Annotated in this window: 14 protein-coding genes; 3 read left to right on the top strand and 11 right to left on the bottom strand. The window is 61.9% G+C overall.

Annotated features, from left to right (window positions below):
* Positions 1 to 72: 72 nt before the first annotated feature.
* The 4 genes from nagZ (E5221_RS09645) to E5221_RS09630 all read right to left on the bottom strand — a co-directional run bounded on the left by nagZ (E5221_RS09645) (position 73) and on the right by E5221_RS09630 (position 3,565).
* Complete coding sequence (nagZ, locus tag E5221_RS09645; RefSeq protein WP_247847730.1) at positions 73 to 1,071, bottom strand: beta-N-acetylhexosaminidase; 999 nt, start codon at positions 1,069 to 1,071, stop codon at positions 73 to 75.
* A 194-nt stretch (positions 1,072 to 1,265) separates the two neighbouring features.
* Positions 1,266 to 2,264, bottom strand: coding sequence for a beta-N-acetylhexosaminidase (gene nagZ / locus E5221_RS09640; RefSeq protein ID WP_183596693.1), 999 nt, complete (start codon positions 2,262 to 2,264; stop codon positions 1,266 to 1,268).
* A 22-nt stretch (positions 2,265 to 2,286) separates the two neighbouring features.
* On the bottom strand, positions 2,287 to 2,811 hold the full coding sequence (locus tag E5221_RS09635; RefSeq protein ID WP_013971719.1) for a L,D-transpeptidase: 525 nt from the start codon (positions 2,809 to 2,811) through the stop codon (positions 2,287 to 2,289).
* 40 nt (positions 2,812 to 2,851) lie between these two features.
* Positions 2,852 to 3,565 carry a TetR/AcrR family transcriptional regulator gene (locus tag E5221_RS09630; RefSeq protein WP_013971718.1) on the bottom strand — a complete coding sequence of 238 codons (714 nt, stop codon included), beginning with the start codon at positions 3,563 to 3,565 and terminating at the stop codon, positions 2,852 to 2,854.
* 215 nt (positions 3,566 to 3,780) lie between these two features.
* On the opposite strand from E5221_RS09630, the gene lexA reads away from it, so the two are divergent.
* Positions 3,781 to 4,389: a transcriptional repressor LexA gene (gene lexA / locus E5221_RS09625; RefSeq protein WP_063913899.1), complete on the top strand. Its 609-nt coding sequence runs from the start codon at positions 3,781 to 3,783 to the stop codon at positions 4,387 to 4,389.
* 13 nt (positions 4,390 to 4,402) lie between these two features.
* Complete coding sequence (sulA, locus tag E5221_RS09620) at positions 4,403 to 4,879, top strand: SOS-induced cell division inhibitor SulA (protein WP_182329967.1); 477 nt, start codon at positions 4,403 to 4,405, stop codon at positions 4,877 to 4,879.
* A gap of 48 nt (positions 4,880 to 4,927) precedes the next feature.
* On the opposite strand, the gene E5221_RS09615 is transcribed toward sulA, so the two are convergent.
* The 7 genes from E5221_RS09615 to E5221_RS09585 all read right to left on the bottom strand — a co-directional run bounded on the left by E5221_RS09615 (position 4,928) and on the right by E5221_RS09585 (position 13,445).
* Positions 4,928 to 5,161, bottom strand: coding sequence for a hypothetical protein (locus E5221_RS09615; protein WP_004376430.1), 234 nt, complete (start codon positions 5,159 to 5,161; stop codon positions 4,928 to 4,930).
* 50 nt (positions 5,162 to 5,211) lie between these two features.
* Complete coding sequence (locus tag E5221_RS09610) at positions 5,212 to 5,727, bottom strand: DUF6586 family protein (protein WP_004376432.1); 516 nt, start codon at positions 5,725 to 5,727, stop codon at positions 5,212 to 5,214.
* 258 nt (positions 5,728 to 5,985) lie between these two features.
* Positions 5,986 to 8,595 (bottom strand): type I DNA topoisomerase, encoded by a 2,610-nt coding sequence (gene topA, locus E5221_RS09605; protein WP_015269531.1) that lies wholly within the window; start codon positions 8,593 to 8,595, stop codon positions 5,986 to 5,988.
* Positions 8,596 to 8,695: 100 nt separating this feature from the next.
* Positions 8,696 to 8,947 (bottom strand): DUF1653 domain-containing protein, encoded by a 252-nt coding sequence (locus E5221_RS09600; RefSeq protein WP_023661154.1) that lies wholly within the window; start codon positions 8,945 to 8,947, stop codon positions 8,696 to 8,698.
* 77 nt (positions 8,948 to 9,024) lie between these two features.
* On the bottom strand, positions 9,025 to 10,200 hold the full coding sequence (fadA, locus tag E5221_RS09595) for an acetyl-CoA C-acyltransferase FadA (RefSeq protein ID WP_013971712.1): 1,176 nt from the start codon (positions 10,198 to 10,200) through the stop codon (positions 9,025 to 9,027).
* A 31-nt stretch (positions 10,201 to 10,231) separates the two neighbouring features.
* Entirely contained in the window at positions 10,232 to 12,379 is a 2,148-nt protein-coding gene (fadB, locus tag E5221_RS09590; RefSeq protein WP_015269529.1) for a fatty acid oxidation complex subunit alpha FadB, read from the bottom strand.
* A gap of 628 nt (positions 12,380 to 13,007) precedes the next feature.
* Positions 13,008 to 13,445 carry a hypothetical protein gene (locus tag E5221_RS09585; protein ID WP_123085238.1) on the bottom strand — a complete coding sequence of 146 codons (438 nt, stop codon included), beginning with the start codon at positions 13,443 to 13,445 and terminating at the stop codon, positions 13,008 to 13,010.
* Positions 13,446 to 13,555: 110 nt separating this feature from the next.
* Here E5221_RS09585 and E5221_RS09580 point away from each other — a divergent pair, with 110 nt between their 5' ends.
* Positions 13,556 to 13,996, top strand: coding sequence for a universal stress protein (locus tag E5221_RS09580; RefSeq protein WP_013971709.1), 441 nt, complete (start codon positions 13,556 to 13,558; stop codon positions 13,994 to 13,996).
* Positions 13,997 to 14,034: the final 38 nt, after the last annotated feature.

Raw genomic sequence — 14,034 nt, 5'->3', positions numbered from 1 at the left:
AGGGATATCAGTGCCCTCAAGGGCGGTGCCGTACCTGTGGGAGCGGGCATGCCCGCGAAGGGGCCGGCGCGGTCAATCGACCAACTGCGCCTCCCGCAACGCCCCCAACGCCTCCAGCCACCGTGGCTGCTGGCGATAGTCAGTGCGCGCAAAACTGAAGCCTCGCATCCGAGCAAGGCGCGGCGATGGCTTGACTTTCAAGCGCTGCGCAGCCAGCAGTGCGAGCTCTGCCGAAGCCCGGTCATTACATACCAGGGCCACGTCACATCCCGCACCGAAAGCAGCCTCGACGCGACCAGCAACATCTCCGACCACATGGGCACCGGCCATGGACAGATCATCACTGAAAATCACGCCATCGAAGCCAAGCTCCCCCCTTAGAATGTCCTGAAGCCAGCGCCTCGAAAAACCGGCGGGCTTACTATCGACCTGGGGATAGATCACATGTGCAGGCATCACTGCCGACAGCTGGCGTGCCAATCGGGTAAATGGCACCAGGTCCGTCTTGCGCAGTTCATCCAGGCTGCGATCATCTACGGGAATGGCCACATGCGAATCGGCCTCAGCCCAGCCATGCCCAGGAAAATGCTTGCCGCAGGCTGCCATGCCCGCTGCAGTCATGCCACGGATGAACGCCCCACCCAGCTGAGTGACACGCTCAGGATCACCATCGAAGGCACGTGCACCAATGACTGCACTGCGCCCATGATCCAGATCGAGCACAGGAGCAAAACTCAAATCCAGCCCGATCGCCAGCACCTCGGTTGCCATCAACCAGCCACAATGCCCGGCCAAACGCTCGGCATCATCGCTCTGGGCGATCTGCCGCATGGATGGCAACCTGACGAACCCTTCACGCAAGCGTTGCACCCGCCCACCTTCCTGATCGACCGCAATGATCAGGTCAGGGCGCAAAGCACGGACCGAAGCGCACAGCTCCCGCACCTGACGCGGGTGGGCAATATTACGAGCAAAGATGATCAAACCAGCTACTTCAGGCTGGAGCAATAACCGACGATCCTCAGGCGTCAGCCCCGTGCCTTCGATATCGGCCATCAAGGCCCCCTGCATACAAACTGTCATTACAAAATCCTCTAATCGAATATCAGAAACCCATTACGGGCGAAGCGGAGAAATCTCCGCTTTGCCCGAGTCTCTGGAATGCGTGCTGCCTGGTACACCGGGGCACATTTCCCGGTGCACTCACGCAATACGCACATCGAAAACGCAGGATCCTGTCTCGGACCGAGCAGGGTGGAGCCTCGTCAGTCGACCAGTTGAGCGTCCTTCAACGCGGACAATGCCTGCTGCCAACGAGGCTGCTGACGATAGTCAGTCCGCGCAAACCCTTGCCCGCGCATGCCTGCGATGCGTGGCGAAGGTTTTACCTTCATGCGTTGTGCCGCACTCAGTGCCAGCTCCGCAGCCGCCCGATCATTGCAAACCAGCCCCATATCACAACCGGCGCTCAGTGCTGCTTCGATGCGGCTCGCCGCATCCCCGACAACATGTGCGCCGGCCATCGACAAATCGTCACTGAAGATCACCCCGTCAAAACCCAGCTCGCCACGCAGGATGTCCTGCAACCAGCGCCGCGAGAAGCCAGCCGGCTGGTTGTCGACCTGCGGGTAGATGACATGCGCCGGCATCACTGCCGCCAATTGCCCGCTCAGGCGGGTGAACGGCACCAGGTCGGCCTGGCGCAGCTGTTCGAGGCTGCGCTCATCGGTCGGGATGGCCACATGCGAGTCCGCTTCGGCCCAGCCATGCCCCGGGAAGTGCTTGCCACAAGCCGCCATGCCCGCCGCATTCATGCCACGGATGAACGCCCCGGCCAGTTGCGTGGCACGCAGCGGGTCACCCTCGAAGGCGCGGCTGCCCACCACGGCGCTGCGCTGGTGGTCCAGGTCGAGTACCGGGGCAAAGCTGAGGTCCAGGCCAACCGACAGCACCTCGGTCGCCATCAACCAACCGCACTGCTCGGCCAGGTACTCGGCGTTGTCATTGTCGGCCAGCGCTCGCATGGCCGGCAGGCGCACAAAGCCCTGGCGCAGGCGCTGCACCCGGCCGCCCTCCTGGTCCACCGCCAGGATCAGGTCGGGCCGGATGGCACGGATCGACGCGCACAGTTCACGCACCTGGCGCGGGCTGTCGATGTTGCGGGCAAAAATGATCAGGCCAGCCACTTCAGGTTGGCGCAGCAGGTGACGGTCTTCGGCGGTCAGCCATTTACCGGCGATATCCACCATCAGGGAGCCTTGCAGGCTGACAGTCATGGGTAATCCTTCATTGAAGACTGAGAGAAGCCCACTGGGGGCAGGCGGCCTGCTCGATGCGCACCGGGCAATGAGCCGGCACCTGCTCGAACAGGCTTAGCAAATCGATGTTGCGCAGGCGTATGCATCCATGGGACAGCGCTACGCCCAAGGGTTCCGTATCCGGGGTGCCGTGCAGGTAGATATAACGGCGGAAGGTGTCGACCGCACCCAGGCGGTTGACACCCGGCTCGCAGCCACTAAGCCAGAGGATGCGGGTGAGGATCCAGTCCCGGCCGGGGTATTGCGCATGCAAGGCCGGCGACCACACCTCGCCGGTCCAGCGCCGCCCGGCCAATACCGCATTCAGCGGCAAGCCCGCGCCGATCTTCGCTCGCACCTGGTGCAAGCCACACGGCGTGCAACCCGAGCCGTTGCGCTCGCCGGCGCCGTTGCGCGCCGTTGAAACCGGCAGGCGTACGCGCAGCTGGCCATCGGCGAAACCATAAAGGCGCTGATCGGCGAGGGAAATGTGCAGGAAGTCGAGGTCGGGCATGGGCGCTAGCTTAGCCGAAGCGCCCTGCCCCGCCCAGCCTTCAGGCCTTGGCGGTGGTGGCGCCTGCGCTGGTCTTGGTGCGCGGGCGCAGCTGCGCGGCGGCCATGGCGTCGTCGGTTACACCGCTATCGGCACGCATGCCCGCAGCCAGGAACGGCACCATCAGGCGCATTACCTGCTCGATCGAAGTGTTGATCCCGAAATCGGTCTCGGCAATCGCCCGCAGGGCCTTGATACCAGACATGCTGAAGGCGGCAGCACCAAGCATGAAGTGCACGCGCCAGAACAGCTCCAGCGGCGGAATGCGCGGCGCGGCCTCGTTGACCAGCAGCATGTAGCGGCGGAACACCTTGCCGTACATGTCTTCCAGGTAACGCCGCAGGTGGCCCTGGCTCTGGCTGAAGGCCAGGCCCAGCAGGCGCATGAAGATCGACAGGTCGTTGTTGCTGCGCGGCTGCACGGCCAAAGCCTGCTCGACCAGCATTTCCAGCAGCTCCTCGAGGCTCGGCTTGTGCTCAGGCTTGGCCTGGCGCCGCTCCAGCTCACGTTCGAGGCTGGCGCAGAACGGCCCGAGGAAACGCGAGAACACTGCCTGGATCAGGGCCTTCTTGGAACCGAAATGATAGTTGACTGCCGCCAGGTTGACCCCGGCCTTGCTGGTAATCAGCCGCAACGAGGTTTCTGCGAACCCCCTTTCCGCGAACAGCTGCTCGGCAGCATCGAGAATGCGTTCAACGGTTTCCGATTGGGCCATGACTACTCCGACTACTCCGCCAGACAAACAGGTGTTTGAAACATACGTTTCAGCCCTGCTTCTGTCAAGGCTCGGTGACCGGTCGGTCGCCATTTAAAAACGCCAGGCGGGTGGCTGCAAGCGCCATTGCTGCTGTTTATTGCAGGTTTTGGCTTGCAGCGCATCCAGTACTGTATATAATCCCAGTCACTGTACAAAAAGACAGAGCGCTCACCATGTTGAAACTGACGCCACGCCAAGCCGAAATTCTCGCGTTCATCAAGCGTTGCCTGGAAGACAACGGCTTCCCGCCGACGCGCGCCGAGATTGCTCAGGAGCTGGGCTTCAAGTCGCCCAACGCCGCCGAGGAACACCTCAAGGCCCTCGCCCGCAAGGGCGCGATCGAGATGACCCCGGGCGCCTCCCGTGGTATTCGCATCCCCGGCCTGGAAGCCAAGGCCGAAGAAAACGGCCTGCCAATCATCGGCCGAGTTGCCGCCGGTGCGCCGATCCTTGCCGAACAGCACATCGAGCAATCCTGCAACATCAACCCCGACTTCTTCCACCCCCAGGCCGACTATCTGCTGCGCGTACACGGCATGAGCATGAAGGACGTCGGCATCTTCGATGGCGACCTGCTGGCGGTACACACCTGCCGCGAAGCCCGCAATGGCCAGATCGTCGTGGCCCGCATCGGCGACGAAGTCACCGTCAAGCGCTTCAAGCGCGAAGGCAGCAAGGTGTGGCTGCTTGCCGAAAACCCCGAATTCGCCCCCATCGAAGTCGACCTGAAAGAACAGGAGCTGGTGATCGAGGGCTTGAGCGTCGGCGTCATTCGCCGCTGATCCAGGAGGCGTCATGCAGCAGTTCATTCACGTACCCGAGCAAGCTCAGTTGCCATTGTTCGAAGCATTCCTCGCCCAGCCCGTACTGCCTGGCCTGAAAGCCAGCGAAGTGCCGCGCAAGAGCAGCCAGCCCGAGCTGTTCAGCGAACTGTCGCTGCGCGGAGCCCCCGGGCATTGCCAAAGCCTGCTGGCACCCGTGCTGCGCGAACTGAGCGAAGAGGACGAGACCCGCTGGCTGACCCTGATCGCCCCGCCGTCGAGCCTGACCCAGGCCTGGCTGCGCGATGCCGGGCTCAACCGTGAACGCATCCTGCTGCTGCAACCTCGTGGCAATCAAAGCCCGCTTCAACTGGCCTGCGAAGCCTTGCGTCTGGGTCGCAGCCACACCGTCGTCAGCTGGCTGGGCAATGTCAACGCCACTGCGCGCCAGCAATTGCTGCGCGCTGCCAGTGCCGGAAACGCACAAAGCCTGAACATCCGCCTCGGCTGATGTTCAGGCTTTGCCTGTCACTGCATAAACCTGATGCCCTGCTGCACGTCAGTGCAGCACTCGCGGCCCTTCATCACGCTCAAGCTCGCCATCCATCAGGCGACCGGCCATCTGTACGCCCACGCTGAGCATGGCCTTGGCCACTTCCACATGCTGACCCTGCAGGAACGCCTTGGCGTCTTCCGAGAAATCCAGGGTTACCAGAGAGCCCTCATCCTCGGCGCGACGCAGTTCGATGCGGCCATCAGGCAACTCGACAATTTCCAGAAACGACGTAGACATAAATGGCAGTTCTCCGCGAAAGGCCAGCATTGTACCAGCCGTAGCAGCTATCAGCACTCACTCAACGCGTCACGGAAACGTCTCACCAGGCCTTTGAGGTCGCTGCGCCAGCTTTCCAGTTCGGCATGCGACAGCGCCGGATGCTCGGGCTCATCGAGATTGACCGCCTGAATCAATGGCTGGGTAACGTCGGTTTTCGGCGTTTTTTTCGCGACCGGTGGTCGGAACAAATCGGCATAAGCACCAAGCATTTGTGCCAGCCAGGTTTCGCGCTGGCGGGCCAGCTCCAACAGCTCCGCCACTTCCGGGATGGCGATACCGTTCAGGGCGTCGTCAGCCAGTGCCTGCTCGACCGTTGCAACAACTGGCAGGCGGTAGAAGCCACCAATTTCATGACACAGGCCCAGCAGTGCGCCGTAGAGATGGAACAGCGCCGACTCGCGTTCGGCCTGGACCAGGCCCTGGGCATTCATGGCCTGGCTTTGTTCGGCCTTGGCCATGGACTCCAGGGCGAGGCCGGCAAAGAACAGTTTCTGATTGGTGCGGGTGTAGAGTTCCTGGGCCATTTCAGTGACCTCCCTAAGGCTGCAAAGCGGATAGCTGCATCATAAATGATTGGGGCCGCTTTGCGCCCCTTCGCAGGCTTGCCCCGCCTGACCGGTTAACGCGGTCAGCTGTAGGAGCGGCCTTGTGTCGCGAAAGGGCTGCAAAGCAGCCCCAGCAATTTGTGCATCTGCGCTGAAATCCTGGGGCTGCTTTGCAGCCCTTTCGCGACACAAGGCCGCTCCTACAAGGGCGCGCGCAGGTCAGAGACTGATGAAGAATCAGCGCTTGTCTTCAACCTTCCACGCATTGCCGTCGTAGAACGCCTTCCAGCCGGTCGGCTTGCCATCAACCTCGGACTGCACATACTGCTCCTTGGTCTTGCGGCTGTAGCGGATAACTGCAGGGCGGCCTTCCGGGTCTTTCTGCGGCGCATCGCACAGGAAGTGGTACTTCGGATCAATCTCGTGTTTGTGTGGAACGATTTCCAGCACCAGCGGTGCACGGGTTTCGCGATTCTTGGGGAACTGGCTGGCTGCCAGGAACAGCCCCGAAGCGCCATCACGCAGCACGTAGGTATCGTCGACCTTCTCGCACTTGAGCTCCGGCATGTCCACCTTGTCCATCTTCGGTGGCGCCGCCTCGCCGCTCTTGAGCAGTTTGCGAGTGTTCTTGCACGCCGGGTTGGTGCAACCGAAGAACTTGCCGAAGCGGCCAGTCTTCAACTGCATCTCGCTGCCACACTTGTCGCACTCCAGGCTCGGCCCTTCGTATCCCTTGATGCGGTAGTTGCCTTCCTCGATCTCGTAGCCAGCGCAATCCGGGTTGTTACCGCAGATGTGCAGCTTGTGCTTCTCGTCCAGCAGGTAGGCATCCATCGCCGTGGCGCAGATCGGGCAGCGGTGCTTGCCCAGCAACACGCGGGATTCCGATTCGCCCTCGTCGTCGGCGGCAATCTCGTCGCCCGGCACCAGGTTGACGGTGGCCTTGCAGCGCTCTTTCGGCGGCAGGCTGTAGCCCGAGCAACCGAGGAACACGCCGGTGGAGGCGGTGCGGATCATCATCGGCCGGCCACATTCCTTGCACGGAATGTTGGTCATGGTCGGTTGGTTGGCGCGCATGCCGTCTTCGCTGGACTCGGCGGTCTGCAGTTTCTTGCTGAAGTCGCCGTAGAACTCGTCGAGCACGTTCTTCCAGTCACGCTCGCCCTGGGCCACGTCGTCGAGGTTCTCTTCCATGTCGGCGGTAAAGCCGTAGTCCATCAGGTTGGAGAAGCTTTCGGACAGGCGCTCGGTGACGATGTCGCCCATCTTCTCGGAATAGAAGCGGCGGTTGTGCAGAGTCACATAGCCACGGTCCTGAATGGTCGAAATGATCGCCGCATAGGTCGACGGGCGACCGATGCCGCGCTTTTCCATTTCCTTGACCAGGCTGGCTTCGGTGAAGCGCGCCGGTGGCTTGGTGAAGTGCTGGCTCGGGTCGATCTGGATCAGCTTCAGCGCTTCGCCCTGGACCATTTCCGGCAACACGTCGTCTTCGCCAGGCTTGCTCTGTTGCGGCAGCACACGGGTGTAACCGTCGAACTTGAGGATACGGCCCTTGGCACGCAACTCGAAGTCGCCTGCAGCCACGGTGACGCTGGTGGACAGGTATTGCGCCGGCGGCATCTGGCAGGCCAGGAACTGGCGCCAGATCAGCTCATACAGGCGCTCGGCGTCACGCTCCATGCCACTGAGCTTGCTCGGGTGGGTGTTCACGTCGGAAGGACGAATCGCTTCGTGCGCCTCCTGGGCACCTTCCTTGCTGCCGTACACCAGCGGTGCCTCGGGCAGGTACTGCTTGCCGAACTCGCGCTCGATGTAGCTGCGCGCCATATCCAGGGCGTCGGCCGACAGGTTGGTCGAGTCGGTACGCATGTAGGTGATGTAGCCGGCTTCGTACAAGCGCTGGGCCATCATCATGGTTTTCTTCACACCGAAGCCCAGACGGTTGCTGGCGGCCTGCTGCAAGGTGGAGGTAATGAACGGTGCCGACGGCTTGCTGCTGGTCGGGCGGTCTTCGCGCTTGACCACGCTGTAGCTGGAAGCCTTGAGCTTCTCCAGCGCGGCCATGGCCTGGGCTTCGTTCAGCGGCTTGAAGGCCTCACCCTTCTCGCGGGCCACTTCGAAACGCACCTTGGCGTTCTTGGCGGTGCCGAGGTCGGCGTGGATTTCCCAGTACTCTTCCGGGATGAACGCGCGGATTTCACGCTCGCGCTCCACCACCAGCTTCACCGCCACCGACTGTACACGGCCGGCGGACAGGCCACGGGCGATCTTGGCCCACAGCAGCGGCGAAACCATGTAGCCGACCACGCGGTCGAGGAAACGCCGCGCCTGCTGCGCGTTGACCCGGTCGATATCCAGCTCGCCCGGCTGCGAGAAGGCTTCCTGGATGGCCTTCTTGGTGATTTCGTTGAACACCACGCGCTTGTAGCGGGTGTCGTCGCCGCCGATGGCCTCGCGCAGGTGCCAGGCAATGGCTTCCCCTTCGCGGTCCAAGTCGGTTGCGAGATAGATGGTGTCGGCGTCCTTCGCCAGGCGGCGCAGCTCTTCGATCACCTTTTCCTTGCCAGGCAGGATCTCGTACTTGGCCTTCCAGCCGTGGTCGGGGTCGACGCCCATGCGTGCCACCAGCTGGCGGCGGGCCTTTTCCTTCGGCGACAGGGCCGGAGCCTCACCCGCGGCCTTGCCACGCTTGGCGGCTGGCTCTTTGCTGGCGCTGGCCGAACCGCTGGTGGGGAGGTCTCGGATATGGCCGATACTCGACTTCACCACGTACTGGTTGCCCAGGTACTTGTTGATGGTCTTGGCCTTGGCCGGGGATTCCACAATGACCAGCGATTTGCCCATGGATCGGAGTATTCCTGAATCTGAAGATGAAAAACGCGTCTGGTGCCAGACGCGGCACCGCTATATATAGTGGCAAAAGTGTGAGGTCAAGTTCGGACTATCACTCGTGCGACTTGCCCAGCAACCCGGGCAGCCCCTCTTCGGCCTTGACCAAAGCAAAGCGTGGCACCTGCTCGCCGTCAACCTCGACGGACTCCTGGAACATCGAAAGTGGCCGTACCCAGAAGCTGTAATCACCATACAGGCATTGGTAGAACACCATCCACTCTTCGCTCTCGGAGTGCCGCGCAACACTGAAGACACGGTACTCAGGCCCTTTGTAATGCCGGTATACGCCTGGTTGTATCTGCATGTTGCCCACCCTCTTGAATAAAACCTGTAAAAAACAAAACCGGGGCACAAGGCCCCGGTCGCTGTCCCGCTACGCGATCAGACGCGTTCGAAGACAGTGGTGATACCTTGGCCGAGGCCGACACACATGGTCGCCACTCCCAGGGTACCGCCATTCTGCTTCATGACGTTGAGCAGGGTGCCGGAAATCCGTGCCCCGGAGCAACCGAACGGGTGGCCCAAGGCAATGGCGCCGCCGTGCAGGTTAACCTTCTCATCCATCTTGTCGAGTACTTTCAAGTCTTTCAGCACTGGCAGGGCCTGTGCAGCGAAGGCTTCGTTGAGCTCGATGAAGTCGATGTCGGCCATGGTCAGGCCAGCACGCTTGAGGGCTTTCTGGGTCGATGGCACCGGGCCGTAGCCCATGATTGCCGGGTCGACACCAGCTACCGCCATGGAACGGATGACCGCCAATGGCTGGATACCCAGGTCCATGGCGCGCTGGCCGGACATGACGATCATGCACGATGCACCGTCGGTGATCTGCGACGAGGTACCGGCAGTTACGGTACCGCCTTTCGGGTTGAACGCCGGCTTCAGCGATGCCAGGCCTTCGAGGGTGGTTTCCGGGCGAATGGTTTCGTCGAAATCGAACACCTTCAGGAAGCCGTTCTCGTCGTAGCCCTGCATCGGGATGATTTCATCCTTGAACTTGCCTTCTACCGTGGCCTTGTGGGCCAGCTGGTGCGAACGCAGGCCGAACAGGTCCTGCTGCTCACGGGTGATGCCGTGCATCTTGCCGAGCATTTCCGCGGTCAGGCCCATCATCCCGGAAGCCTTGGCAGCATGCAAGGACAGGTGCGGGTTGGGGTCGACGCCATGCATCATGCTGACGTGGCCCATGTGCTCCACGCCACCGACCACGAACACATCACCGTTGCCGGTCATGATCGCCTGGGCGGCGGTGTGCAGCGCGCTCATCGACGAGCCGCACAGGCGGCTGACGGTCTGCGCCGCGGAAGTGTGCGGGATCTGGGTCATCAGCGAGGCCATGCGGGCGATGTTCCAGCCCTGCTCGAGGGTCTGGTTGACGCAGCCCCAGATCACGTCCTCGACTTCTTTCGGGTCGACCTTGTCGTTGCGTTCCAACAGCTTGCTGATCAGGTGCGCCGACATGTCTTCGGCGCGGGTATTGCGGTGCATGCCACCCTTGGAGCGGCCCATCGGCGTGCGACCGAAGTCGACAATCACCACGTCTCTTGGATTCAGGCTCATATCAAATCTCTCGCTCTAGCTCGTTGACCGCTCAGTTGAAGAAGCGCTGGCCGTTCTTGGCCATTTCACGCAGCTTCGCGGTCGGGTGGTACAGCGGCCCCAGGTCGGCGTATTGATCGGCCAGGGCAACGAATTCGGCCACACCGATCGAGTCGATGTAGCGCAGCGCACCACCGCGGAAGGGAGGGAAACCAATGCCGTAGACCAGACCCATGTCGGCTTCGGCAGCGGTTTCGACGATGCCGTCTTCCAGGCAGCGCACGGTCTCCAGGCACAGCGGGACCATCATCCAGTTGATGATGTCTTCGTCGGTGACTTCACGCTGCTCGTAGACGATCGGCTTGAGCACGTCGAGCACGGTGGCGTCGGCGACCTTCTTCGGCTTGCCGCGCTTGTCGGTTTCGTAGGCGTAGAAGCCCTTGCCGTTCTTCTGCCCCAGGCGGTTGGCCTCGTACAGTGCGTCAACGGCCGAGCGGCGCTCGTCCTTCATGCGGTCCGGGAACCCTTCGGCCATCACGTCGCGGCCGTGGTGGCCGGTGTCGATGCCGACCACGTCCATCAGGTACGCCGGGCCCATCGGCCAGCCGAACTTCTCCATGACCTTGTCGATACGCACGAAGTCGACACCGGCGCTTACCAGCTTGGCGAAGCCGCCGAAGTACGGGAACAGCACGCGGTTGACCAGGAAGCCCGGGCAGTCGTTGACCACGATCGGGTTCTTGCCCATTTTCTTGGCGTAGGCCACGGTGGTGGCAACCGCCACTTCACTGGACTTCTCGCCACGGATGACTTCCACCAGCGGCATCATGTGCACCGGGTTGAAGAAGTGCATGCCGACGAAGTTTTCCGGGCGCTTGAGCGCCTTGGCCAGCAGGTTGATGGAAATGGTCGAGGTGTTGGAAGCGAGGATCGCATCGTCCTTCACCTGGGCTTCCACTTCAGCCAGCACGGCCTGCTTGACTTTCGGGTTCTCGACCACGGCCTCGACGACGATGTCGACATTGGCGAAGTCGCCATAGGACAGGGTCGGGCGAATGGCGTTGAGTGCCTCGGCCATCTTGGCCGGGGTCAGGCGGCCCTTCTCGACGCGATTGCCGAGCAGCTTGGAGGCCTCGTTCAGGCCCAGCTGGATGGCTTCCTCGCGGATATCCTTCATCAGGATCGGGGTGCCCTTGACCGCCGACTGATAGGCGATGCCGCCACCCATGATGCCGGCGCCGAGCACGGCGGCCTGCTTCACGTCGTGGGCGATTTCGTCATGCGCCTTGGCCTTGCGCTTGAGTTCCTGGTCGTTGAGGAACAGGCCGATCAGGCTTTCGGCAACCGAGGTCTTGGCCAGCTTGGCGAAGCCTGCGGCTTCGACTTCCAGGGCCTTGTCACGACCGAAGTTGGCAGCCTTCTGGATGGTCTTGATGGCTTCGACCGGGGCTGGGTAGTTAGGGCCGGCCTGGCCGGCGACGAAGCCCTTGGCAGTCTCGAAGGCCATCATCTGCTCGATGGCGTTGAGCTTGAGCTTTTCCAGCTTGGGCTGGCGCTTGGCCTTGTAGTCCAGCTCGCCACTGATGGCGCGTTTGACCAGGTCAAGGGCACCGGCCATCAGCAGTTCAGGCGCAACCACGGCGTCGACGGCACCCACTTTCAGGGCGTCCTCGGCACGGTTTTCCTTGCCGGCGGCGATCCATTCGATGGCGTTGTCCGAACCGATCAGGCGCGGCAGGCGCACGGTGCCGCCGAAGCCCGGGTAGATACCCAGCTTGACTTCCGGCAGGCCGATCTTGGCGCTGGTGGACATGACCCGGTAGTCGGCGGCCAGGCACATTTCTAGGCCGCCGCCCAGGGCGATGCCGTTGATGGCGGCGACGGTCGGCACTTCGAGGTCTTCGAAGGCGTTGAAAATGCGGTTGGCTTCCAGGTTGCCGGCGACCAGTTCGGCCTCGGGCAGCTTGAAGTTGTCGACGAACTCGGTGATGTCGGCGCCGACGATGAACACGTCCTTGCCACTGCTGACGATCACGCCCTTGACCGAGGCGTCGGCCTGGATGGCATCGACGGCCTGGCGCAGTTCGTTCAGGGTCAGGCGGTTGAACTTGTTGACGGACTCACCCTTGAGGTCGAACTTGAGCTCGACGATGCCACTTTCAAGAGCCTTAACCGTGATGGCTTTACCTTCGTAAATCATCAACTGATCTCCACGATATGGAAGCTGAACTGTACACGCCGATCGCTGCAGCAAAAGCAGGCCTAGCTGCCCTGCCCCAGGCACACCCGTCAGCGCGCTAGTCGGAAGTATGGCTTGGCGTCATGACATACAAACGCTCAATTCATACGCCCGTTTGATTTGGGTGTGCACACATTCTCCGAAAAGATCGGCGTTGTCAAATGCTCGCGAGCAAGGTGAAAACACGACTTTCCGGTCATTCTGTAGCGTCCCGGTACAAAACATGATGACAGTGATTGCTGACCATTCATGTCGGCGATTGACCATGAACCGCAGAAGAATGCTGCAGCTTTTGCCTTGCGCGGCGGTCTCCAACGGCTACACTGGCACTTGCTTGAATGCATACCCGGCCTGCCTGGCCTTTTCTGCGCAGCAGAACGCAAAGCGGCGACTTGGCACCCCACCCCTTCAGGGGTCGGCCAAGCCGCCGCTTTGTCGTTTAACGCCGTCAGGAGATGCGCCGTGCCTGTAGGAGCAGCCTTGCGCTGCGAAAGGGTCGACACATCCAGCCATCTGTATCAGGCATACAGGCCTCTTCGCAGCACAAGGCTGCTCCTACAGGCGTCACCAGTGAAGCAGAGGCTGGAGTTCAGGCCAGGGTTTCGAGGACGTGGGCAATATCCTGCAACACAGCGGTATCACCCCGCTCGGTCCAGTACAGCGCGATCATCCGGGCATCGGCCTCGACCTTGTAGACACTCGCAGGCAAGCGTGCCAAGGCCTCCATGAAGCGTGGGTCCTCGCAGGGTTCACGCCACTGGTTCCACCACACCCCCGGGGTGATCTGCCAGAAGCAGAAGCTGTCCTCATGCCCGCGGCGACGGGCCCGGTGGTATTGCGGGCACGGGCTTGGCGGCTGCTTTTCCAGCCAGTGCGGCCACTGCTGCGGCGCCAGCTGCATGGCCAAACCCATGCGCCGAGCCTCCAGGCGCAGCTTCATCTGCTCGCTCTGCTTGCGCGAGGTGCGCAGCCAGGAAAGCGGGCTGAGAATCAGCGCGAGGATTGACACCACCAGCAATACCGTCATATCAGTAGTTCCCATAAAACGTTGCAAATGAGCTGGTTAGCCATTTTTCACGGAAGACCCGCCCGAAAGCGACCATACTTCTTCTATCGCGATTGTCAGGAGTTCCGCTCATGTCCTACGAACATCTTCTGGTCGCCGTCGACCTGACCGAAGAATGCGACCCGGTGATCAAGCGCGCCATGGCGCTGGCCGCGCCGTCGAATGCCAAGGTTTCGCTGGTACACATCGTCGAGCCGATGGCCATGGCGTTCGGCGGCGACGTGCCGATGGACCTGTCGCAGCTGCAACAGCAGCAGTTCGACCAGGCCAAGGAACGCATGGACCGCCTGTTCAACAAATACCCGGACATCCACCGCGGCGACTCGCACCTGACCTATGGCCAGCCCCGCCAGGAGATTCACCAACTGGCCAAGGACCAGAAGTGCGACCTGATCGTGGTCGGCAGCCATGGCCGGCATGGCCTGGCATTGCTGCTGGGCTCCACGGCCAATGACGTGCTGCATGGCGCGCCGTGCGATGTACTGGCGGTGCGGTTGCAGAAGAAGGAATGATTCAACCTGTGCCGGCCCTTTCGCGGGTGAACCCGCTC

The sequence above is a fragment of the Pseudomonas sp. A2 genome, from assembly GCF_023100865.1.
Lineage (GTDB): Bacteria > Pseudomonadota > Gammaproteobacteria > Pseudomonadales > Pseudomonadaceae > Aquipseudomonas > Aquipseudomonas asiatica.
This window is presented reverse-complemented; position numbering and strand designations above follow the sequence as displayed.